Annotated in this window: 16 protein-coding genes and 1 pseudogene; 15 read left to right on the plus strand and 2 right to left on the minus strand. The window is 71.3% G+C overall.

The genetic code is table 11. The features are described from left to right. Positions 1–97 precede the first annotated feature (97 nt). Positions 98–475, plus strand: a pseudogene (locus tag OG289_RS07610) (substrate-binding domain-containing protein); the annotation flags it as partial. A 63-nt stretch (positions 476–538) separates the two neighbouring features. On the opposite strand, the gene OG289_RS07615 reads toward OG289_RS07610, so the two are convergent. After that, complete coding sequence (locus OG289_RS07615; protein WP_327320614.1) at positions 539–1,540, minus strand: LacI family DNA-binding transcriptional regulator; 1,002 nt, start codon at positions 1,538–1,540, stop codon at positions 539–541. A gap of 216 nt (positions 1,541–1,756) precedes the next feature. Here OG289_RS07615 and OG289_RS07620 point away from each other — a divergent pair, with 216 nt between their 5' ends. From OG289_RS07620 to OG289_RS07640, 5 genes are all read left to right on the plus strand, one after another. Then, on the plus strand, positions 1,757–2,707 hold the full coding sequence (locus OG289_RS07620; protein WP_327313237.1) for a TIM barrel protein: 951 nt from the start codon (positions 1,757–1,759) through the stop codon (positions 2,705–2,707). Positions 2,708–2,715: 8 nt separating this feature from the next. Further along, entirely contained in the window at positions 2,716–4,146 is a 1,431-nt protein-coding gene (locus OG289_RS07625; protein ID WP_327313238.1) for a sugar porter family MFS transporter, read from the plus strand. A gap of 41 nt (positions 4,147–4,187) precedes the next feature. Continuing rightward, positions 4,188–5,204: a Gfo/Idh/MocA family oxidoreductase gene (locus tag OG289_RS07630; protein ID WP_327313239.1), complete on the plus strand. Its 1,017-nt coding sequence runs from the start codon at positions 4,188–4,190 to the stop codon at positions 5,202–5,204. Continuing rightward, positions 5,201–6,070: a sugar phosphate isomerase/epimerase family protein gene (locus tag OG289_RS07635; RefSeq protein WP_327313240.1), complete on the plus strand. Its 870-nt coding sequence runs from the start codon at positions 5,201–5,203 to the stop codon at positions 6,068–6,070. Before OG289_RS07630 ends, OG289_RS07635 begins: the two co-directional genes overlap by 4 nt. 535 nt (positions 6,071–6,605) lie before the next feature. After that, positions 6,606–7,868, plus strand: coding sequence for an MFS transporter (locus tag OG289_RS07640; protein WP_327313241.1), 1,263 nt, complete (start codon positions 6,606–6,608; stop codon positions 7,866–7,868). A 123-nt stretch (positions 7,869–7,991) separates the two neighbouring features. On the opposite strand, the gene OG289_RS07645 is transcribed toward OG289_RS07640, so the two are convergent. Then, on the minus strand, positions 7,992–8,903 hold the full coding sequence (locus OG289_RS07645) for a LysR family transcriptional regulator (RefSeq protein ID WP_327313242.1): 912 nt from the start codon (positions 8,901–8,903) through the stop codon (positions 7,992–7,994). Between the two features lie 148 nt (positions 8,904–9,051). On the opposite strand from OG289_RS07645, the gene OG289_RS07650 reads away from it, so the two are divergent. The 9 genes from OG289_RS07650 to OG289_RS07690 all read left to right on the plus strand — a co-directional run bounded on the left by OG289_RS07650 (position 9,052) and on the right by OG289_RS07690 (position 20,229). Beyond that, positions 9,052–10,035, plus strand: coding sequence for a fumarylacetoacetate hydrolase family protein (locus OG289_RS07650; RefSeq protein ID WP_327313243.1), 984 nt, complete (start codon positions 9,052–9,054; stop codon positions 10,033–10,035). Then, on the plus strand, positions 10,032–10,994 hold the full coding sequence (locus OG289_RS07655) for a cyclase family protein (RefSeq protein ID WP_327313244.1): 963 nt from the start codon (positions 10,032–10,034) through the stop codon (positions 10,992–10,994). Before OG289_RS07650 ends, OG289_RS07655 begins: the two co-directional genes overlap by 4 nt. 22 nt (positions 10,995–11,016) lie before the next feature. Then, the gene (locus OG289_RS07660; protein ID WP_327313245.1) at positions 11,017–12,147 is read left to right on the plus strand and encodes an FAD-dependent oxidoreductase; all 1,131 of its coding nucleotides are present in this window, start codon (positions 11,017–11,019) and stop codon (positions 12,145–12,147) included. Further along, positions 12,144–13,139 carry an amidohydrolase family protein gene (locus OG289_RS07665; RefSeq protein WP_327313246.1) on the plus strand — a complete coding sequence of 332 codons (996 nt, stop codon included), beginning with the start codon at positions 12,144–12,146 and terminating at the stop codon, positions 13,137–13,139. The genes OG289_RS07660 and OG289_RS07665 overlap by 4 nt, the downstream gene beginning before the upstream one ends. A gap of 4 nt (positions 13,140–13,143) precedes the next feature. Beyond that, a complete protein-coding gene (locus tag OG289_RS07670) occupies positions 13,144–14,076 on the plus strand; it encodes a VOC family protein (protein ID WP_327313247.1) in 933 nt (310 codons plus the stop codon). A gap of 12 nt (positions 14,077–14,088) precedes the next feature. Continuing rightward, positions 14,089–15,015, plus strand: coding sequence for a fumarylacetoacetate hydrolase family protein (locus OG289_RS07675; RefSeq protein WP_327313248.1), 927 nt, complete (start codon positions 14,089–14,091; stop codon positions 15,013–15,015). After that, the gene (locus tag OG289_RS07680; RefSeq protein WP_327313249.1) at positions 15,012–15,755 is read left to right on the plus strand and encodes an SDR family NAD(P)-dependent oxidoreductase; all 744 of its coding nucleotides are present in this window, start codon (positions 15,012–15,014) and stop codon (positions 15,753–15,755) included. Before OG289_RS07675 ends, OG289_RS07680 begins: the two co-directional genes overlap by 4 nt. Positions 15,756–15,962: 207 nt before the next feature. Beyond that, positions 15,963–18,296, plus strand: a complete 2,334-nt coding sequence (locus tag OG289_RS07685; protein ID WP_327313250.1) for a glycosyl hydrolase family 95 catalytic domain-containing protein — start codon at positions 15,963–15,965, stop codon at positions 18,294–18,296. A 43-nt stretch (positions 18,297–18,339) separates the two neighbouring features. Next, complete coding sequence (locus OG289_RS07690) at positions 18,340–20,229, plus strand: glycoside hydrolase family 97 protein (protein WP_327313251.1); 1,890 nt, start codon at positions 18,340–18,342, stop codon at positions 20,227–20,229. Positions 20,230–20,255: the final 26 nt, after the last annotated feature.

Genomic DNA, 20,255 nt, shown 5'->3' on the forward strand with positions numbered 1-20,255 from the left:
CGTCGCCGGTCCGGCGCTCCTTGACGACGTCCTCGCATCGGCCCCAGGCGGCGAGGGGGTCGTCGGGGCAGGTCGCCCTGGAAGCCCGCTGCGCCGGTCCGACATGCCGTCGGTGAAGTCGACGATCACCGCGAAGCCCAAGACGGACTCCTCCATCGACCAGGTCGTCACCCTCGGCGCCCCGATCGCGCTCACCGCCGTGCAGTCGCCGGCCGACGCGGGCACCAAGGCCGAGGTCGCGACCTTCGGCCTCACCAAGGACCTGGTCAACGCCGTCCAGGACGGCACGGTCGAGTTCGCCGTCGACCAGCAGCCCTACCTCCAGGGCTACCTCGCCGTCGACGCCATCTGGCTCTACAAGACCAACGGGAACGTCAGCGGAGGCGGCACCGCGCCCGTCCTGACCGGCCCGGCCTTCGTCACCAGGGAGAACGTGGACGCCGTCGCCGAGTTCGCGGCGAAGGGAACACGCTGACCGGGAGGGCGGCGGGGTGACCGGCCGGCGGCGCACCCGCGCCGCCGGCCCGCACCCGTGTCCTCAGGCCGCGCCCTCCGGCGCCGGGCCACTGGAGCCCCGCACCACCAGCTTCGGCTCCAACACCGCTTCCCGCGGCTCCCGTTCGGGGTTCTCCAGCCGCTCCACGGCGAACCGGACCGCGTGCTCCGCCATGAGCACCGCGTCCTGGCGGACGGTGGTCAGCCCGATCGGCATCAGATGGGAGAGGTGACTGTCGTCGTATCCGACGACGGACAGGTCGCGCGGGACCTCGACACCGACCCGCGTCAGGGCCATCAACAGGCCCATGGCGCTGCGGTCGTTGCCCGCGAGGACCGCTGTCGGCAGCGGCTGCCCCCGGTCGCGCTCGGCCAGCAGCAGCCGGCCGGTCTCGATCCCGGACTGCTCCGTGTGGTCGCCGGGGATCACCCGCACCTCGGACTCCAGCCCGCGTCGGCGCATCGCCGCCCGATAGGCGCGCCGCCGCTCGACCGAGCCGGGGCCGCGTCCGCCGTCGATGTGCACGATCCGGTGGTGGCCGAGTTCGGCGAGATGGTCCATGGCCTGCCGTACACCGTTGCCCTCGGCCGAGTGCACGAAGTCCACGGGGGCGCCCGGGGCGCGCCGGCCGACCGAGACGGCCGCCGTCCGGTGCGCGAGTTCGTCGAGGTAGGGGGCTTCGGCGTCGGAGGCCAGCAGGATCAGCGCCTCGCAGCGGTGACTGAGCAGGGCCTCGACCGCCTTGGCCTCGCTGCGGCCCTGGGCGGCCGCGGAGAGCAGGACGTCGTAGCCGAGGCGTTCGGCCTCGGGGTAGATGCCCTCGATGAGGTCCGTGTGGAAGGTCTGGTGCACGGTGAACATCACGCCGAGGGTGCGGCTGCGGCCACGGGCCAGCAGCCGGGCCGCGCTGTCGGGGCGGTAGCCGATCTCGTCGGCGATCCGCAGCACCCGTTCCCGGGTCTCCTCGCTCGCCCCCGGCTGGTTGCGGAACACGATCGAGACGAGCGCCCGGGAGACGCCCGCCTTCGCGGCGACGTCCGCCATCGTGGGCCGCTGTTTGCCCGATGCATCCACCTGTGAACCCACCCTCCGACGCCGAACCCGCCCTGCGACGCCGTCACCTTGACGGCGCTCTCGAAATCTCCCGGCAACAGGCTATTGACATGACATTTGGACAGGGGTCATCGTACTCGCACTAGAGCGCGCTAGTAGAGCGCGACACTCTCCTGGCCCCTGTCCCTCCCCCGCAAAGGACACGTCATGGCAACGGCGCCATCCCCGCTCCGCACCACCGTCGGCAACCTGTGCCTGGGCTCCGCCCCCGACTCCTGGGGTGTCTGGTTCCCCGAGGACGAACACCAGGTGTCATACACCCGCTTCCTCGACGAGCTGGCCGAGGCCGGCTACCGATGGCTCGAACTCGGACCGTACGGCTACCTCCCCACCGACCCGCAGCGACTGAAGGAGGAACTCGACACCCGGGGACTCCAGGTCTCCGGCGGCACCGCCTTCGGCGCACTGCACCGGCCGGAAGCCTGGGACGAGATGCTCGCCCACGTCCGCCAGGTGGCCGCGCTCACCGCCGCCGCGGGCGCCCACCACCTGGTCCTCATCCCGCCGATGTACCGGCACGAGAAGACCGGCGCGTTCACCGAGCCGCCCGAACTGACCGCCGAGCAATGGGCGGGCTTCGGCCGCACCGCCGACCGGCTGGGCAGGCTCCTCCTCGACGACTACGACGTACGCCTCGTCGTCCACCCGCACGCCGACAGCCACCTCCAGACCCAGCCCGAGATCGAACGGCTGCTCAACGAATCCGACTCCCGCTACACCAACCTGTGCCTGGACACCGGACACATCGCCTACGGCGGCGGCGACAACCTCGACCTGATCCGCCGGTTCGGCGAGCGGGTGGGCTACGTCCACATCAAACAGATGGACCCGGCCGTGCTGGCCCAGGTCGCCGCCCAGAACCTGTCGTTCGGCGAGGCCGTCAAACGAGGCGTGTGCGTGTCGCCCCCGGCGGGCGTGCCGAACCCCGCCGACGTAGTGGCCGAACTCGCCCAGCTGGACGCCGAGCTGTTCGTGATCGTCGAACAGGACCTCTACCCCTGCGCCCCCGAGATACCGCTGCCCATCGCCGTCAGCACACGCGAGCACCTGGCCGGCTGCGGCCTCACGGGCACCCGCCGCCCCCACCACGACCGGTAGAAGACGGCATGGACCTCACGGACAACGCCGCCCGGACCCACACCACCGCTCCCGCGCCCGACGACACACCCCCCACGCTCTCCCGCCGGCTGCGGCTCATCACCGTCACCGCCACCTTCGGCGGACTCCTCTTCGGCTACGACACCGGCGTCATCAACGGCGCCCTGCCCTACATGACCGACGACCTCGGCCTGACCCCCTTCACCGAAGGCATGGTCACCAGCTCGCTCCTGCTGGGCGCGGCCCTGGGAGCAGTCACCGGCGGCAGGCTGTCCGACGCGCGCGGACGGCGCCGTACGATCCTCCTCCTCGCCGTGGTGTTCTTCATCGGCGCGCTCGGCTGCACGCTCGCGCCCAACACCGCGGTCATGGTCGTGGCCCGGTTCGTGCTCGGGCTCGCGGTCGGCGGGGCGTCGGTGACCGTGCCCGTCTACCTCGCCGAGGTCTCCCCCGCCGAGCGGCGCGGCGCGCTGGTCACCCGCAACGAACTCATGATCGTCAGCGGCCAGTTGCTGGCCTTCACCTCCAACGCGGTCATCGCCCGGGTCGGCGGTGAATCCGGCGGCGTCTGGCGCTACATGCTCGTCCTCGCCACCGTCCCGGCCGTCGTGCTCTGGTTCGGCATGCTGGTGATGCCGGAGAGCCCGCGCTGGCTGGCCTCCAAGACCCGCTTCGGCGAGGCACTGGAGGTGCTCAAGCAGGTACGGTCCCGGCAGCGGGCCGAGGCCGAACTCGCGGAGGTCTCCGCGCTCGCCGTCAAGGAGGACCAGGAGCGGCTCGGCGGCCGGCAGGACATGAAGGCCGAGCCGTGGCTGCGCAGGCTGATGTTCGTCGGCTTCGGCATCGCGATCGTGCAGCAGATCACCGGCGTCAACACGATCATGTACTACGGCACCCAGATCCTCACCGACGCCGGGTTCACCTCCGACAGCGCGCTGACCGCGAACATCGCCAACGGGGTCATCTCGGTGCTCGCCACCTTCGTCGGCATCTGGCTGCTCGGCCGCGTCGACCGCCGCCCGATGCTGATGACCGGCCAGATCGGCACCACCACCGCCCTGCTGCTGATCGGCGTGTTCTCCCTGGCGCTGCCCTCGGGCGACGGCCGGGCATACGCGGTGCTCGCGATGACCGTCACCTTCCTCGCCTTCCAGCAGGGCGCGATCTCGCCGGTGACCTGGCTGATGCTGTCGGAGATCTTCCCGATGCGGATGCGCGGCTTCGGCATGGGCGTCGCGGCGGTGGTGCTGTGGCTGACCAACTTCACGATCGGCCTGGTCTTTCCCTCCCTGGTCGACGGGATCGGGGTCTCCAACACCTTCTTCCTCTTCGTGGTGGCGGGCGTCTGCTCCCTCGCCTTCGTGAAGCGCCACGTCCCCGAGACCAGGGGCCGCACCCTCGAAACCCTCGAAGCCGAACTCCGCACGCGCTTCTCCTGACCTCCCCCGTTCCTGGAAGTTCCCAGAAAGGACCACCACCCATGACTGTGCGCGTAGGCGTCATCGGCGCCGGCTGGATCGGCAAGGAACACATCCGGCGGCTCACCGACACCGTCACCGGCGCCCGCGTCACCGCGGTCACCGACATCGACGCCGCCCGCGCCGAACAGGCGGCGGCGCCGGTCGGCGCCCGAGTGCTGCCCGACGGCGCGACCCTGATCGCCGCGGACGACGTCGACGCCGTCCTCGTGACGTCCTGGGGCCCCACCCACGCCGAACACGTGCTGCACGCGATCGCCGCCGGGAAACCGGTGTTCTGTGAGAAGCCGCTGGCCACGACCGCCGAGGACTGCCTCAGGATCGTCGAGGCCGAAACGGCACACGGCCGCCGCCTCGTCCAGGTCGGCTTCATGCGCCGCTACGACGCCGGCTACCGGAAGATGAAGCAGGTCATCGGCTCCGGCCGGATCGGTGAACCGCTGATCGTGCACTGCGCCCACCGCAACCCCACCGTCCCGCAGTCCTACACCTCCGCCATGGCGGCGCTGGACACGGCGGTGCACGAGGTGGACGTGCTGCGCTGGCTGCTCGACGACGAGATCGTCTCCACCCAGGTGGTCACCCCGCGCGCCACGAGCAAGCGGTTCGCCCACCTCAAGGACCCGCAGATCATGCTCTTCGAGACCGCCAAGGGCGTCCGCATCGACCTGGAGGTCTTCGTCAACTGCCAGTACGGCTACGACATCCAGTGCGAGACGGTCGGCGAGGAAGGCCTCGTCCGGCTGCCCGACCCGGCCACGGTCGGCCTGCGCACCGCCGGCCAGCACAGCACGGAGGTCCTCACCGACTGGGTGGGCCGCTTCGCGGACGCCTTCGACACCGAGTTCCGCGAGTGGATCGCCGGCGTCGCAGCCGGCACCGGGCCCACCGGCCCCTCCGCCTGGGACGGCTACGCGGCGACCGTCATCACCAGTGCGACCGTCGAGGCCCTGGAGTCGGGCCACGTCGTCGCCACCGACCTCAAGCCCCGCCCCGCACTCTACGGAGGTGCCGCGTGAAGATCGCCCTCGACCCGTACATGTTCCGCGCCCTGCCCATCGACACCATGGTGCGCACGGTCGCCGAACTCGGCTACCAGTACATCGAGTTGTCGCCCCGCGACGACTTCATGCCGTTCTTCCTGCACCCGCGCGCGGACGACGAACGCATCGCCGAGCTGAAGAACTCCCTGCGCACACACGGGGTGAAGCTGTCCTCCGTGCTGCCGTTGTACAAGTGGTCCTCGCCCGACGAGACCGAGCGGCAGGCCGCCGTCCGCTACTGGAAGCGGATGATCGAGATCACCGCCGACCTCGAATGCCCCCTGATGAACTCGGAGTTCAACGGCCGTCCCGAGCGTGCCGCCGAGAGCGAGGCCGCGTTCTGGCGCTCGCTGGAGGAGTTGCTGCCGCTGTTCGAACGGGAGGGCATCGCGCTCAACCTGGAGGCCCACCCGGACGACTTCTGCGAGGAGAACACCCCCGCGGTCGACCTCGTCCGCGCGATCGGCAAGCCCTGGGTGAACTACCTCTACTGCGCCCCGCACTCCTTCCACCTCTCGGGTGCGGACCCCACGGCGGACATCGCGGCGATGCTGCGCTACGCCGGCGACAAGCTGAAGCACGTGCACATCGCCGATTCCTTCAACCACAAGGGCTCCTCCGGCCTGCGCTACATCCTCAACCCGCCCGGCACCGCCGCCCGTGTCCACCAGCACCTCGACATCGGGCAGGGCGAGGTCGACTGGGACGCCTTCTTCGGCACCCTGCGCGAGCTGGACTTCGACGGAGTGGCCACCGCCTGCGTCTTCGCCTGGGAAGAACGCGCCCACGAGTCCTCGGCCTTCATGCTCGACCGCATCACCAAGGAACTGGCCGTGGCGTAAAGCACGTACACGTCCCCGGGTCCGCAGCGCCGCGCCGTGGCGCGGCGGGCCCGCCTCAGGCGGTGCCGTGGGCAGGATCGAAAGCCCCGCACGAGGCGGGCGCCAAGCTCTTCCTGAGCCGGCTCGACTCCCAGGCCGTGCAGAAGAACGCCATCGCCACCTGGTCGAGGGCGCCGGCCCCGGTGACCCCACGGGCACCCTCGGCCGCACCCCCGGGGCGTTCTGACCGCTGCTCACCGCACCAGGAGCGGATCCGCCGGACAGTGACGGCGGATCCGCTCCGCGGCATGCCACGCGGTGCGCGAGCGCACAGGAAGCTCATCCACGGCATGAATGACGCGGATACGGGATTCGGATCGCGCGGAGGATGGCGACCGGGCGCCCGACGACCCATAGTCGTCCTGCCCACACGCCGCACGCCGCTGTCCGGACCAGCCGCCGACGTGCGGCCGTCCCCAGCATGCTGTGCGCCGTGGCGCCGAAGGCGCCCGGGAAAAGGCATGCCCCACTCCCGTACACCGTCCCTGGAGTCGCCATGCCCGGTTCCGCCGTTCCGCCGCCGTCTCCCACCACGATCGAAGACGCCGCTACCGTGCCCGTGCCCGTCACGGGGCCGGCCCATCTGCTGCGCGTGACCCTGCTGATGGCGGGCAGCTGTCTGCCGATCCTGGGGGCGGTGCTGATCGCCCCCGTGCTGCCCAAGATGCAGGACCACTTCGCGTCGGTCCCGGGGGCCAAGGCGCTGGTGCCGCTCGCGCTGACCGTTCCGGCGCTGGCGCTGGCGCTGCTCGCCCCGTTCGCCGGCGTGGTCGTGGACCGGCTGGGCCGCAGGCGCCTGCTGATCGTGGCGACACTCCTGTACGCCGTGTTCGGCACCGCCCCGCTCTGGCTGGACTCGCTGGGCGCGATCATCGCCGTCCGCGCCCTGGTCGGGGTCACCGAGGCCGCCATCATGACGTGCTGCACCACGCTGATCGGCGACTACTACAGCGGGCAGCAGCGGGTGAGGTACCTCGCCCTGCAGACCATGTGCGCCTCCGCGTCGGCCACCGTCTTCTTCGTGCTCGGCGGCGCCGCCGGCTCGGCGGGCTGGCGCGTGCCGTTCTGGGTGTACGCCGTGAGTCTCGTACTGGCCCCGCTGATGGCCACCGCCCTGCCCGACGCGGCGCCCCGTGCAACCACGCAGGAGGTCCGGACCGCACACCGGGCTTTCCCCTGGCGGCAGTTGGCGGGCATCTGTGCCCTCACCTTCTTCGGGGCGATGGTCTTCTACACCGTCCCGGTGGAGATGTCGTACCTGCTCGACGACCTCGGGGTGGAGAACTCCGGGGTGATCGGTCTGGCCACGGCGATCGCCAGTGCCGCCACAGTGGGCGGCGCGGTCGCCTTCGCCCGGCTGGGACGCTCCCCCGACCCGATGCTGCCCGCCGTGCTCGCGGTCTGCGCGGCCGGCTTCGGGGTGATGTCCCTCGCGGGGAACGCTCCGCTGCTGGTCGTGGGAGCGGTCGTCAACTGCGTGGGGACGGGGATGTTGCTGCCCGCCTTGTTGACGAGTGCCATGTCCCGTCTGGCGTTCGAGGACCGGGGTCGTGGGACGGGGTTGTGGATGGCGGCCTTCTTCGGCGGCGAGTTCGTCTGCCCGTTGGTGCTGCTCGCCGGGGAGTCGGCGGTGGGGAGCCTCGCGGGGGCGGTGGGGTTGCTGGGGCCGGCGGCCGCTCTCGTCGCGGCGGGTCTGGTGGCGGCCCGCCGTCGCGCGGGCGCGGCCGATCCCCGGCCGCTGCCGGAGCAGTTGGCCTGACGGCGGTCCAGCGTCCAAGAACTTCCGGCGAGTGGCACGATGGGCCGTCATTCGGCTACGGCGCCATCGTGGCTGGTCACGCCCGCGCGGCGGAGCCGCACATCGATACAGCCCCGGCGCCCCTCAGGGGGTCGCAGTCAGCGTCGCCCCCACCTCCGCCGCCTTCTGCCGCAGCCAGATATGGGCCGCATCCTGGGTGTGAACGGGGTGCCACCACATCGCCTCCTGGACCGGTACCGCCTCAAAAGGACACGGGAGGACACGCACCGCCGCGGAGCGGACCGCTCTGCGGGCCAGGCGCTCCTGGATCATCGCCACCCGGCGGGTCCCCTCGACCATGTGGGGCAGCAGCTGGAAGGTCTGCACGGAGACCTCCACCCGGGGGCTGATGCCGAGCATGCTGAGCTGGCGGGCGGCCGGGGCGTCATAGGGGCGCTGGTAGACGGCCCAGGGCAGCCGGGCCAGCTGGTCGAGAGCGAGCGCGCCGCCGACCTCCGGGTGGTCCTCGGCGATCATGCACAGCCAGCGGTCCTGGAAGAGGTCGACGGCGGGGAAACCGTCGATGACGCCGTGCGGCATCAGCAGCCCGTCGACGGTGCTCAGCACGGTGGCGGTGTTCTCCACGACGGACGGTGCCGGGTGCCGGAAGGTGAGCCGGATGCCGGGGGCCTCCTCGTGCAGGGCGCGAGAGAGCTCGGCGCCGAACACGGCCGCGCCGTAGTCGGAGGCGAGCAGGGTGAACTCGCGGTCCTCGGCGGCCGGGTCGAAGTCGGCCTGGCTGGCGAAGACGCGTTCCAGCAGGTCGCACGCGGTGGCACTGCGGTCACGCAGGGCGACCCCGAGCGGTGTCAGCTCGTAGCTGTTGCCGGTGCGGGCGAGCAGTTCGTCGTCGAAATGGCGGCGCAGCCGGGACAGCGCCGCGCTCATCGCGGGCTGGCTCAGCCCGACGCGCTCGCCGGCCCGGGTGACGTTGCGCTCCTCCAGCAGCGCGCGCAGCGCGACGACCAGGTTGAGGTCGAGTCGGGACAGGTTCACCAAGCACCACCTATGTGAGCTGTACGAGCTGGACGAGCCGCACCTGCGGGAACCATCCATGCCATGGATTCGGCTGATCCACAGGATTGATTTCCGTGATTCGTCCTTCGAGGTCAGAGTAGACCGCAACCCAGCAGGAGGAAATCTGATGGCAACGCTCGCGCAACCTGCCGGCCCGTTCGCGCTCGGCACGTTCTCCGCTCAGGACGGGGAGCCGTTCCCCGGCCTTCTGGTGAAGGAGCGGGTACTCGACCTGAGCAGCGCCCTGGACCGGGCACCGGCCGACGTGCGCGCCGTGGTGGAGCGGTGGGAGGAGACCCTCCCCCTCCTGTACGCCCTCGCCGCCGACGACACTCTCGCCCGGCGCCCGCTCGCGGACCTGCGGGTGCACGCGCCGATCGAGCCGCGCCAGATCTTCCAGTCCGGAGCCAACTACCGGCAGCACGTGATCGACCTGGAGGTCGCCCACCGCTCCCCCGACGACCCCCGCACCGTCGAGGAGGCGCGCGCGGAGATCGCCGCGGTCATGGACCGCCGGGCCGCCGAGGACCTGCCGTACGTGTTCATCGGCCTGCCCAGCACCGTCGCCGGTCCGTACGACGACGTCGTCCTCCCCTCCTGGGCCCAGAAGCCGGACTGGGAGCTGGAGTTGGCGGCCGTCATCGCCAAGCCGGCCCATCGGGTGTCCGTCGAGGAGGCCCTGGAGTACGTCGCCGGGTACACGATCGCCAACGATCTCACCGACCGCGCCACCGTCTTCCGCCGGGACATGCCCGCCATCGGCACCGACTGGCTGCGCTGCAAGAACGCCCCCGGCTTCACCCCGCTCGGGCCCTGGATCGTGCCCGCCGAGTCCGTCGCCGACCCGGGCGACCTGCGGGTCACCCTCAAGCTGAACGGCGAGACCATGCAGGACGAGTCCACCAAGGACATGCTCTTCGGGGTCGCCCGCCTGGTGTCGTACGTCTCACGGACCGCTCAACTCCTCCCGGGTGACCTGGTGTTGACCGGCAGCCCGGCCGGCAACGGCATCCACTGGGGGCGGCTGCTGCGCGACGGCGACGTCATGGAGGGCTCCATCACCGGCCTGGGTGTGCAGCGCACGCGTTGTGTGGCGGAGGCGTCGGCATGAGCCTGGACCGCCGCGACCCGGAGGGCGCGATCGCCGAGGCCGCCAAGGCGTACTCCAACTGGGGGCGCTGGGGTGAGGACGACGTGCTCGGCACCCTCAACTTCCTCGACGAGGCCAAGCGGCGGGAGGGCGCGGCCCTCGTGCGCCGGGGCGTCAGCTTCTCCCTCTCCCAGCGCTTCGACATGAACGGCCCGCAGAAGGGCTGGCGGCGGCGCACCAACCCCGTGCACACCATGCTCGACACCGGGACGGACGCCGCCCTCGGCAACCAGGGCTTCCCGCACGGCATCGGCGGCGCCGACGACGTGATCGCGATGCCGTTGCAGTGCTCCACCCAATGGGACGGGCTCGGGCACATCTTCGACCACGGCAAGGCGTGGAACGGCCGCGCGGCGGAGAAGGTCGTCACCTCCGACGGTGATCTCGTCACCGGCATCGAGCACATGGCGCCGTTCGTCGCCGGACGCGGCGTGCTGCTCGACGTGGGTGAAGTCATCAGCGTGGGCGGCGAGTTGCCCGACGGTTTCGCGATCACCACGGAGCACCTGACCGCGACCGCCGAGGCGCACGGGGTGAGCGTCGGCCGCGGCGATATCGTCCTCGTCCGTACCGGACAACTCGCGCGTGCCCGGCGCGAGGGCTGGGGCGACTACGCGGGCGGGCCCGCTCCGGGGCTGTCGTTCACCACCGCCGGCTGGCTGCACGGCACCGAGATCGCCGCGATCGCCACCGACACCTGGGGTTTCGAGGTGCGGCCGAACGAGTTCGAGCACGCCTTCCAGCCGCTGCACCAGGTCGTCATCCCCAACGTGGGCCTGCTGATCGGTGAGATGTGGGATCTCGACGCCCTCGCCGCGGACTGCGCGGCCGACGGCGTGTACGAGTTCTGGCTCACTGCCGCGCCCCTCCCCATCACCGGCGCCGTCGGCTCCCCCGTCAACCCCATCGCAGTCAAGTAACCGGCGGAACAAGGGAGTTCCCATGACCCACCCTCGTAGAGTCCTCGTCATCGGCGGCGGCGCCTCCGGCAACGCCGTGACGATCCTGCTGCGCCGTGCCGGTGTCGCCGTCGATCTGATCGAGGCGAAGCCCGACTGGAACGCCACCACAGGCTCCGGCATCACCCTCCAGGGCAACGCCCTGCGCGTCCTGCGCGAACTCGGCGTCTGGGATCAGGTGTCGGCCTCCGGCTTCGCCTTCGGGGAGCTCGGGGTGACCACCCCCGACGGGACCGTCCTGTTCGTCGCGGAGGACATCCGGACCGGCGGTGACGACCTGCCCGCCACGATCGGCATGCAGCGCCCCCGGCTGCAGCAGATCCTCATCGACGCGGTCCGCGCCTCGGGCGCCGGCGTCCGGCTGGGCACCACGGCGGAGATCCTGGCGCAGGACGCCGAGGGCGTCTCCGTCCGTTTCAACGACGGCGGCGAGGCCCGCTACGGCCTCGTGATCGGCGCCGACGGCCTCAACTCGGCCACCCGCGCCGCGATCGGCATCACCGCCGAACCGGAGCCCACCGGCATGGCGATCTGGCGCACCCCCGCCCCGCGCCCCGCGGGTGTCACCCGCACGGACCTGGCCTACGGCGGCCCGGCGTACATCGCGGGCTACTGCCCGACCAGCGAGAACACCATCTACGCCTACGTCGTCGAGGCCTGCCGCGACCGCGCCTGCGTCGACCCGGCCGCCTACGCCGACGAGATGCGCCGGCTCGCCCGGAGCTACGGCGGGTTCTGGCACGAGATCACCGATCACATCACGGACCCGGCGCAGGTCAACTACACCTGGTTCAACCGCCTGTTGGTGGAGGGCTCGTGGCACCGCGGCCGGGTGGTGCTGATCGGCGACGCGGCGCACTGCTGTCCGCCCACTCTCGCGCAGGGCGCCGCGATGTCACTGGAGGACGCCTCCGTCCTGGCCGAGCTGCTCACCGACGGCCGGGAATGGGACGACGCGCTGTTCCAGGCGTTCTACGAGCGCCGCATCGCGCGGGTGCGGCCCGTCGTCGAGGCGTCCGTACAACTCGGGCAGTGGCAACTGGACGGTGTGCGCGACGCCGACGTGCCCGGCCTGATCGGCCGCACGCTGACCCCCCTGAAGGAACTCCCGTGACCACACCGACAGTTGACGTACACGCGCACATCCTGATCCCCGAGGTGGAGGAGGCGGTGGCCGGGTTGCCCGGCCTCGTCGAGGCCAGGGCGCTGGACGCCCGCCGCAACGGTCCGGCGGCGCTGGCCGTCAGCGGGCCCATGGTGCGCGAGCGGATCCCCCGGGCCACCGATGCCGCCCTGCGACTGGCCGCGATGGACGCGCAGGGCGTGGACGTGCAGCTGGTCAGCCCGTCCCCCTCGCACTACCACTACTGGGCGGACGAGGAGATCGCCGAGAAGGTGTACCGCCTTGCGAACGAGGCGACGGCCGCGCACTGCGCGCAGGCTCCCGATCGGCTGAAGGGGCTCGGGCTCGTCCCGCTCCAGCACCCCGCACTGGCGGTGGACGCCCTCGAACACGCCCTGGATCTGGGCCTGTTGGGCGTCGAGATCTCCTCGCACACGCCCGGTCGCGAGCTGTCCGACCCGGCCTACGACCCCTTCTGGGCACGAGCCGCCGAGACCGGTGCGATCCTCTTCCTGCACCCCTTCGGCTGCACCCTCGACGAACGCCTCGACCGCTGGTATTTGTCCAACACCGTCGGCCAGCCCACCGAGAACGCCGTCGCCCTCTCCCACCTGATCTTCTCCGGCGTCCTGGACCGCCATCCGGACCTCAAGCTGATCGCGGCGCACGGCGGCGGCTATCTGCCCACCCACCTGGGCCGCTCCGACCACGCCTGGCGGGTCCGCCCCGACGCCCAGGGCTGCTCCCGGGAGCCGAGCAGCTATCTGCGGCAGCTGTACTTCGACTCCCTCGTCCACGACCCCCATGTGCTGCGGGAATTGCTGCGGGCCGCGGGCCCGGAGCGGGTCCTGCTCGGCTCCGACTTCCCCTTCGACATGGGCACCGACGACCCGCTCGGCGCACTGCGCGCCGCGGACCTGCCCGACGCCTGCTTCCACGCCGTCCGGGGCGGCAACGCCGCCGCCCTCCTCCGGAAGGACTGACACCATGCGCCTGCTCACCCACCTCCGACACGTCGACCTCGCCGTGCCCGACTACGACAAGCAGCTCGACTTCTACGCGGGCGTCTGGGGCCTGACCAAGGTCGCCGAGGACTCCGGCCTCTCCTTCCTGGCCGCCGAGGGCTCGCCCGAGAGTTACGTGGTCCGGCTGCGCAAGGCGGACGAGAAGCGGCTGGACCTGGTGTCGTACGGGGCCGCCGGCGCGGCGGACGTCGACACGCTCGCCGAGCGACTCCTCGCCGGCGGCGTCCAGTTGATCTCGCGGCCGGGCAAGGTCGACACCCCGGGTGGCGGCTACGGCTTCCGCTTCTTCGACGTCGACGGGCGCACGATCGAGGTCTCCGCCGACGTCGAGGTCAGGCAGCACCGCAGGATCGAGGAGAAGGAGGCGATCCCGGTCAAGCTGTCGCACGTCGTCCTCAACTCGCCGGACCTCGACAAGACCCGCGAGTGGTACGAGCGCCACCTCGGCTTCCGCCACTCCGACACGCTCAGCTCGCCGTACGTCGGTGACGTCATGCACTTCATGCGGATCAGCAACCAGCACCACTCCATGGCCATCGCCAAGGGCCCGCACACCTCGCTGCACCACGTCTCCTTCGAGATGCGCGGCCTGGACGAGTACATGCGCGGCTCCGGCCGGGTGATGCGGGCCGGCTTCCAGAAGGTCTGGGGGCCGGGCCGGCACATGGCGGGCGACAACACCTTCACCTACTTCCTCGACCCGCACGGCAACACCGTCGAGTACACGACGGAACTGGAGCTCCTCGACGAGGACACCTGGCACCCTCACGTCTACGACTTCTCCCAGCCCGAGGTCACCGACCAGTGGGGCACCGCGAACCCCATGAACGAACTCGTCGCCAAGGAGTCGTTCAACGACGTCGACCGCGGCGTGTTCGTCGCCCCGCCGGTCTGAGGAGTCCCCGTCATGCGCATCGCCAGCTACCTGCACGACGGACGCCGCCACTGCGGCGTCGTGGAGGGCACCGTCGTACGGGCCCTGCCGGACGGCACCTCACCGCTCGAAGCGGTCGGGACCCGCCCCGTGGGGTCGCCCGTCCCGCTGTCGGAGGTGCGGCTGCTGCCGCCGCTCCAGCCGCCCACCGTGCGGGACTTCGTCACCTTCGAGGAGCACGTCGAGGGCGTGCGGCGGTCGGTGGACGGGGCCGCCGGGGTGCCGGAGCAGTGGTACGCGGCCCCGACGTTCTATTTCACCAACCCCTACGCCGTGTACGGCCCGCACGACGACATCCCCATGCCCCCGGGGTCGAGCGTCCTCGACTTCGAACTCGAGGTGGCCGCCGTGATCGGGAAGGAGGGCCGCGACCTCACCCCCGAGCAGGCCCGCGACCACATCGTCGGCTACACCGTCCTCAACGACTGGTCCGCCCGGGACCTGCAGTCCGCCGAGATGAGGGTGGGCCTCGGCCCGTGCAAGGGCAAGGACACGGCCACCACCCTGGGCCCCTGCCTGGTCACCGCCGACGAACTGGAGAAGTACCGCGACGCGGACGGCTTCCTGCGGCTGGCGCTGCGGGCGGAGATCAACGGCGAGGTGGTCGGCACGGATCTGCTGTCCAACATGAGCTGGACCTTCGAGGAGATGGTCGCCTACGCCTCACGCGGTACCGTCGTCCGCCCGGGCGACGTCCTCGGCTCGGGCACCTGCGGCAACGGCGGCTGCCTGGCGGAGCTCTGGGGCGTACGAGGGCGGCGGGACCCGGCGCCGCTCGGGCCCGGCGACACGGTCACGCTCACCGTGGAGGGCCTCGGCACCGTCTCCAACACCGTGGTGACCGGCCCCGATCCGGTGCCGGTGGCGGCAGCCCGGCGTCGTTCCCGGGAGCGGCCGTGAGACGGCTCGACGGCAGGGTGGTGGTCGTCACCGGGGCGGCCCGCGGGCAGGGTGCGGCGGAGGCGGACGCCCTGCGCCGGGCGGGCGCCCACGTCATCGCCACGGACGTCGACCCGACGGCGGACGGCTGCCGGCGCCTCGACGTCACCAGCGAGGACGACTGGATCCAACTGGCCGCGGAACTGTGGGAGTCGCACGGTGCGGTGCACGGCCTGGTCAACAACGCGGGCGTCACCTGGCGCGCCCGCGTCGACGACGTACGCCCCGAGGACATGGCCCGGGTCCACGCGGTCAACGTCATCGGTCCGCTCCTCGGCATCCAGCACCTCACCCCGCTCATGCCGCCCGGCTCCTCCATCGTGAACGTCGGCTCGACGGCCGCGCTCACCGGCCACTACCCGGTCGCCTACACGTCCAGCAAGTGGGCCCTGCGCGGCCTGTCGAAGGCGGCGGCGACCGAGCTGGGACCGCGCGGCATCCGCGTGAACAGCGTCCACCCCGGCTTCATCGAGACCGACATGACCTCCTCCGGCGCGCCCGCCTTCCGCGAGGCGAACATCCGCGAGACCCCCCTGGGCCGCACCGGAACCGCGGACGAGGTCGCCCCGCTCGTGGTCTTCCTGCTCTCCGACGAGGCGTCCTTCATCACCGGCGCCGAGATCCCGGTCGACGGCGGTCTCACCGCGCACGGCGGCGTCAAGTCCGTCTCCGACGCGCTGCGCGGCACCCAGCTCACTTGAACAAGGAACGGCTTTCTTGGCCCCCTCCCCCTCGTGAACGAGGGGGATTTCCACGGCTCGCGCCGCAGGCAACCCCAATACATCGGATGTGTCAACGGATCTGGACCAGACCTTCCCCATTGACAGGTGCACGGAGCGCACTTACGGTCCCCGATACACCCGATGTATCCATCCGTGCTGATGATCCATCAGATCTGGAGGACGATGATGACCTCACGATCGGGAAAGCGCTCACCCGTGCCCCGCAGAGCCGTGCTCGGCACCGCGCTCGGCGGAGCGACTGCGGCGGCCCTCCCCGGAACCGCCCTCCCCGCAACGGCCCACGCCGGTCCGGTCCCGCCCGCCGCTCCTGCGACCGGACCCCGCGGACGCCCCTGGAAACTCCGCTCCACCATGAACACCGACAGCGCCTGGAGCCGGTTCCTGCACGACCAGGACCTGCTGTGGACCAGGCTGCCCACCCGCTGGTACGAGGGGCCGTTCCTCGGCGACGGGCTGCTCGGCAGCATGATCTACCAGGAGCCCGGCACCAACCAGATCCGCTTCACCGTCCAGCACGGCCGCGTTCAGGACCACCGGCCCGAGTTCGGCAGCGGCTGGGGCACCTGCCGCCTCCCGGTAGGACACCTCACGCTCGAACCGGTCGGCACCATCACCGCCGTCGACTGGCGGCTGAGCCTGTGGAACGCCGAACTCACCGGCACCGTCACCACCACCGCCGGCACCCTCGCCCTCTCCGCCCTCATCCACGACGAGGTCCTGGCCGTCCGCGTGACGGCCGACGGCGGCGAAAGGGCCACCTGGACCTTCCACCCGGAGGAGGCCGTCAGCCCCCGCCGTATCCAGGAGGCCCCACCCTCCGGTTACACCGCCAATCCGCCCTGGACCACACGGACCACCGCCGACGGCACCGAGCAGGTGCTCCAGCCGCTCAGCGGCGGCGGTGGGACCGCCACCGCGTACCGTCGCGCCGGCGACGACCTCCTCGTCAGCGTCGGGCACAGCTTTCCCTCCGACACCGCCGCCGAGGCCGACTCGCTGCGCAACCTGCGCCGCGCGGGGTCGTACGCCGCCCTCCGCCGAGTTCACATCCGCTGGTGGCACGCGTTCTACCCGAAGAGCCTCGTCTCGTTCCCCGACCGGCGGCTGCAGAGCTTCCACTGGATCCAGCTGTACAAGGTCGCCTCCGCCAGCCGTGCGGGCGGCCCCGTGATGGCCACCTCCGGCCCGTGGCTGGAGCCCACTCCGTGGCCCGCGGTGTGGTGGAACCTGAACGTCCAGTTGGAGTACTGGCTCGTCCACGGCTCCAACCACCCCGAACTCGACGCGCTCGCCACCACGCTGCGGCAGAACCAGGAGCAGCTGATCGCCAACGTGCCCGCCGCCTACCGCGCGGACAGCTCCGGCATCGGCCGCAGCTCCGACATGTTCGCCGACCGGGAGGTGGGCCGCCCGGGCACCGGCGCCGAGACCGGCGACCTCACCTGGGCCCTGCACAACGTGTGGCTGTCCTACCGGCACTCCATGGACAAGGCCCTGCTGCGCGACACGATCTACCCGGTACTGCGCCGGGCGATCAACTACTATCTGCACTTCCTCACCCCGGGCAGCGACGGCAGGCTGCATCTGCCGAGCACGCTCTCGCCGGAGTACCCCGTCGTACCGCCGCAGGACACCAACTACGACCTCGCGCTCATCCGCTGGGGCTGCCAGACCCTCCTCGACTCCGCCGAACTGCTCGGCGTCGACGACGAGTTGATCCCACGCTGGCAGGAGGTGTCGGCCAGGCTCACGCCGTACCCGGTCGACGACAACGGCTTCATGATCGGCGCCGACACCCCGTACGCGCAGTCCCACCGGCACTACTCGCACCTGCTGATGGTGTACCCGCTGTACCTCGTCAACTGGGACCAGCCCGAGAGCCGCGACCTGATCGCCAAGTCCGTCGTCCACTGGCACGCGCTGACCGGCGCCCACCGCGGCTACAGCTACACCGGCGCCGCCTCCGTCTACGCCATGACCGGCGACGGTGACACCGCGATCACCTACCTGCGGAAGTTCTTCGACCCGACCACCCGCTATCCCTGTCAGGCCAACACGCACTACACCGAGGCCGGTCCGGTCATCGAGACGCCGCTGTCCGCCTCGCAGTCCCTGCACGACATGTTCTGCCAGAGCTGGGGCGGGGTGATCCGCGTCTTCCCGGCCGTCCCGTCCGACTGGGCGGACGTCACCCTGCACGACTTCCGCACCCAGGGCGCCTTCCTGGTCAGCGCCGTCCGCGAGGCGGGGAAGACCCGGTTCATCCGGATCAGGAGCCTGGCGGGCGAGCCGCTCAAGCTCCGGCACGGCCTGAGCGGCACCCTCACCGTGCTGCTGGACGACGGCACCCCGGCCCGCACCCACGACCTGGGCGACGGCACCCTCGCCATCGACCTGCCCCGGGGCCGCGAGGTGCTCGTCCACTCGGGCTCCCGGCCCGACCTCGTCGTCGCACCCGTCGCCGTCGGCGAACCGGGCCCGGCCTGGGGACTGCCCTAGGGGCCACACATTCCACCTCGCCTCACCAACAGGGAGGGTTCTCATGGCTGTTCCGATCAGAACCGCGGTCGCCGCGCTCTGCGCCGGGCTGGTGGCCGCACTCCTCACGACCGTGCCCGCACTGGCCGGGCAGAACGAGCATGTCTGGGCCGTCTCCGCGGCGGCACACGCACCCCGCGCACAACTGTCCCTGGACGACAGCACCGGCACACTGAGCCTGTCGGTGTCCCGCGACGGCCGTACGGTCATCGAGCCGTCACCCGTCGGCATCGTCACCGAACAGGCCGACCTGTCCCAGGGGTTACGCTTCCTGCACCGCACGGACCGCCGGATCGACGAGCGTTACCGGACGAAGTCCGGGAAAAGGCTGGACCGCAGGGTCCGCATGAACGAGGCCCGTCTGTCGTTCGCCACCGCGACCGGTGCCCGGCTCGACCTCGTCGTCCGCGCCTCCGCCGACGGCGTCGCCTACCGGTACGTCCTGCCGGCCGGGTACGGCGACGTGCTCGGCGAGACCTCCGCGTTCAACCTGCCGTCGGCCGCGAGTGCCTGGCTGAGCACCTACCGGGTCGACAACGAGGGGCAGTTCGCCCAGTACACCGCCGCGAGCGCACCCACCAACTCCTACTCCGACCAGGCGCTCTTCGCCACCCCCGGCGGCTACACCCTGCTCGCCGAGTCCGACCTTACCGGCGCCTACTCCGGTGCCCGGCTCGCCCACACCCAGGGCACCGGCACCTACCGGATCGCACTCGCCGACGAGCGGGTCCGCACCGACGGCCCCCTCGCCACGCCCTGGCGGGCCATGGTGACCGGCGACCTCGCCACTGTCACCCGGTCGACGTTCACCGACGACCTCGCCCCCGCCTCCAGGGTCACCAATCCCTCCTGGATCCGGCCCGGCACCGTGCTGTGGACCTGGCTCGCCGGCGGCCGCCCGGCCGGTCAGAGCCTCGCGGCGCAGAAGGCGTACGTCGACTACGCGGCCGAACGGGGCTGGCCCTACGAGGCCGTCGACTCGGGCTGGTACTTCAAGAAGGACGAGTGGGACGTCACCGACCCCGACTGGCAGACCAACAGCTGGATGCCCGAACTCGTCGAGTACGCGCGCGCCAAGGGCGTCGGGATCGTCGTCTGGATCCACCAGCGCGACCTCGACACGCCCGAGGAACGCGACCGGTGGCTGCCGACGCTGGAGCGGTGGGGCGTCAAGGGCGTCAAGATCGACTTCATGAACTCCGAGGCGCAGTCGATGCTCCAGTGGTACGACACCATCCTCCCGGAGACGGCCGCCCACCACCTCATGGTCGACTTCCACGGCTCCACGATACCCAAGGGCATCCAGCGCACCTGGCCGCAGGTGATGACCCTGGAGGGCGTCGGCGGTGAGGAGAAGCGCACCAACACCGCCGCCCACCTCACCACCCTGCCCTTCACCCGCAACGTCATCGGTTCCATGGACTTCACCCCGGGCGCCTTCCAGCGCGTCGGCCTGCGCCCCAACTCCGACGCGGCCGAGGTCGGGCTCACCGTCGTCCACGAGTCGGGTCTGCAGATGTTCGCGGGCACCCCCGAGTCGTACGACGCCCGGCCGCTCGCCCGGGGCTTCCTCGACCAGGTCCCGGCCGCCTGGGACGACACCCGGCTGCTCGCCGGACAGCCAGGGCAGGAGGCCGTGCTCGCCCGGCGCGGCGGTGACCGCTGGTTCCTGGGCGGGGTGTACGCGGGCGCGGCCCGCACGGCGGAGGTGCCGCTGTCCATCGGCCCCGGACGGTGGCTGGTCGAGACGATCCGGGACGGCGCCGACGGCCTCGTCCAGGACCGTCAGGTGCTGCGCGGCGGTGACCCGCTCGGCGTCGACGTCGTCGGCAACGGTGGCTTCGCCGCCCTCGCCTGCCCCTGGCGGCCGGGCGTCACCACCTGCTACCGCTGAGCACTCCGCGCCTTTCCCGGGCGGAC

Source organism: Streptomyces sp. NBC_01235 (genome assembly GCF_035989285.1).
GTDB lineage: Bacteria > Actinomycetota > Actinomycetes > Streptomycetales > Streptomycetaceae > Streptomyces.

Bases quoted from the DNA above. Each gene is read 5' to 3' on its own strand.
- OG289_RS07650 (WP_327313243.1), top strand. From the start codon at position 9,052: ATGGCAACGCTCGCGCAACCTGCCGGCCCGTTCGCGCTCGGCACGTTC.
- OG289_RS07615 (WP_327320614.1), bottom strand. From the start codon at position 1,540: ATGGCGGACGTCGCCGCGAAGGCGGGCGTCTCCCGGGCGCTCGTCTCG.
- OG289_RS07640 (WP_327313241.1), top strand. From the start codon at position 6,606: ATGCCCGGTTCCGCCGTTCCGCCGCCGTCTCCCACCACGATCGAAGAC.
- OG289_RS07675 (WP_327313248.1), top strand. From the start codon at position 14,089: ATGCGCATCGCCAGCTACCTGCACGACGGACGCCGCCACTGCGGCGTC.
- OG289_RS07625 (WP_327313238.1), top strand. From the start codon at position 2,716: ATGGACCTCACGGACAACGCCGCCCGGACCCACACCACCGCTCCCGCG.
- OG289_RS07620 (WP_327313237.1), top strand. From the start codon at position 1,757: ATGGCAACGGCGCCATCCCCGCTCCGCACCACCGTCGGCAACCTGTGC.
- OG289_RS07690 (WP_327313251.1), top strand. From the start codon at position 18,340: ATGGCTGTTCCGATCAGAACCGCGGTCGCCGCGCTCTGCGCCGGGCTG.
- OG289_RS07630 (WP_327313239.1), top strand. From the start codon at position 4,188: ATGACTGTGCGCGTAGGCGTCATCGGCGCCGGCTGGATCGGCAAGGAA.
- OG289_RS07655 (WP_327313244.1), top strand. From the start codon at position 10,032: ATGAGCCTGGACCGCCGCGACCCGGAGGGCGCGATCGCCGAGGCCGCC.
- OG289_RS07685 (WP_327313250.1), top strand. From the start codon at position 15,963: ATGACCTCACGATCGGGAAAGCGCTCACCCGTGCCCCGCAGAGCCGTG.
- OG289_RS07670 (WP_327313247.1), top strand. From the start codon at position 13,144: ATGCGCCTGCTCACCCACCTCCGACACGTCGACCTCGCCGTGCCCGAC.
- OG289_RS07660 (WP_327313245.1), top strand. From the start codon at position 11,017: ATGACCCACCCTCGTAGAGTCCTCGTCATCGGCGGCGGCGCCTCCGGC.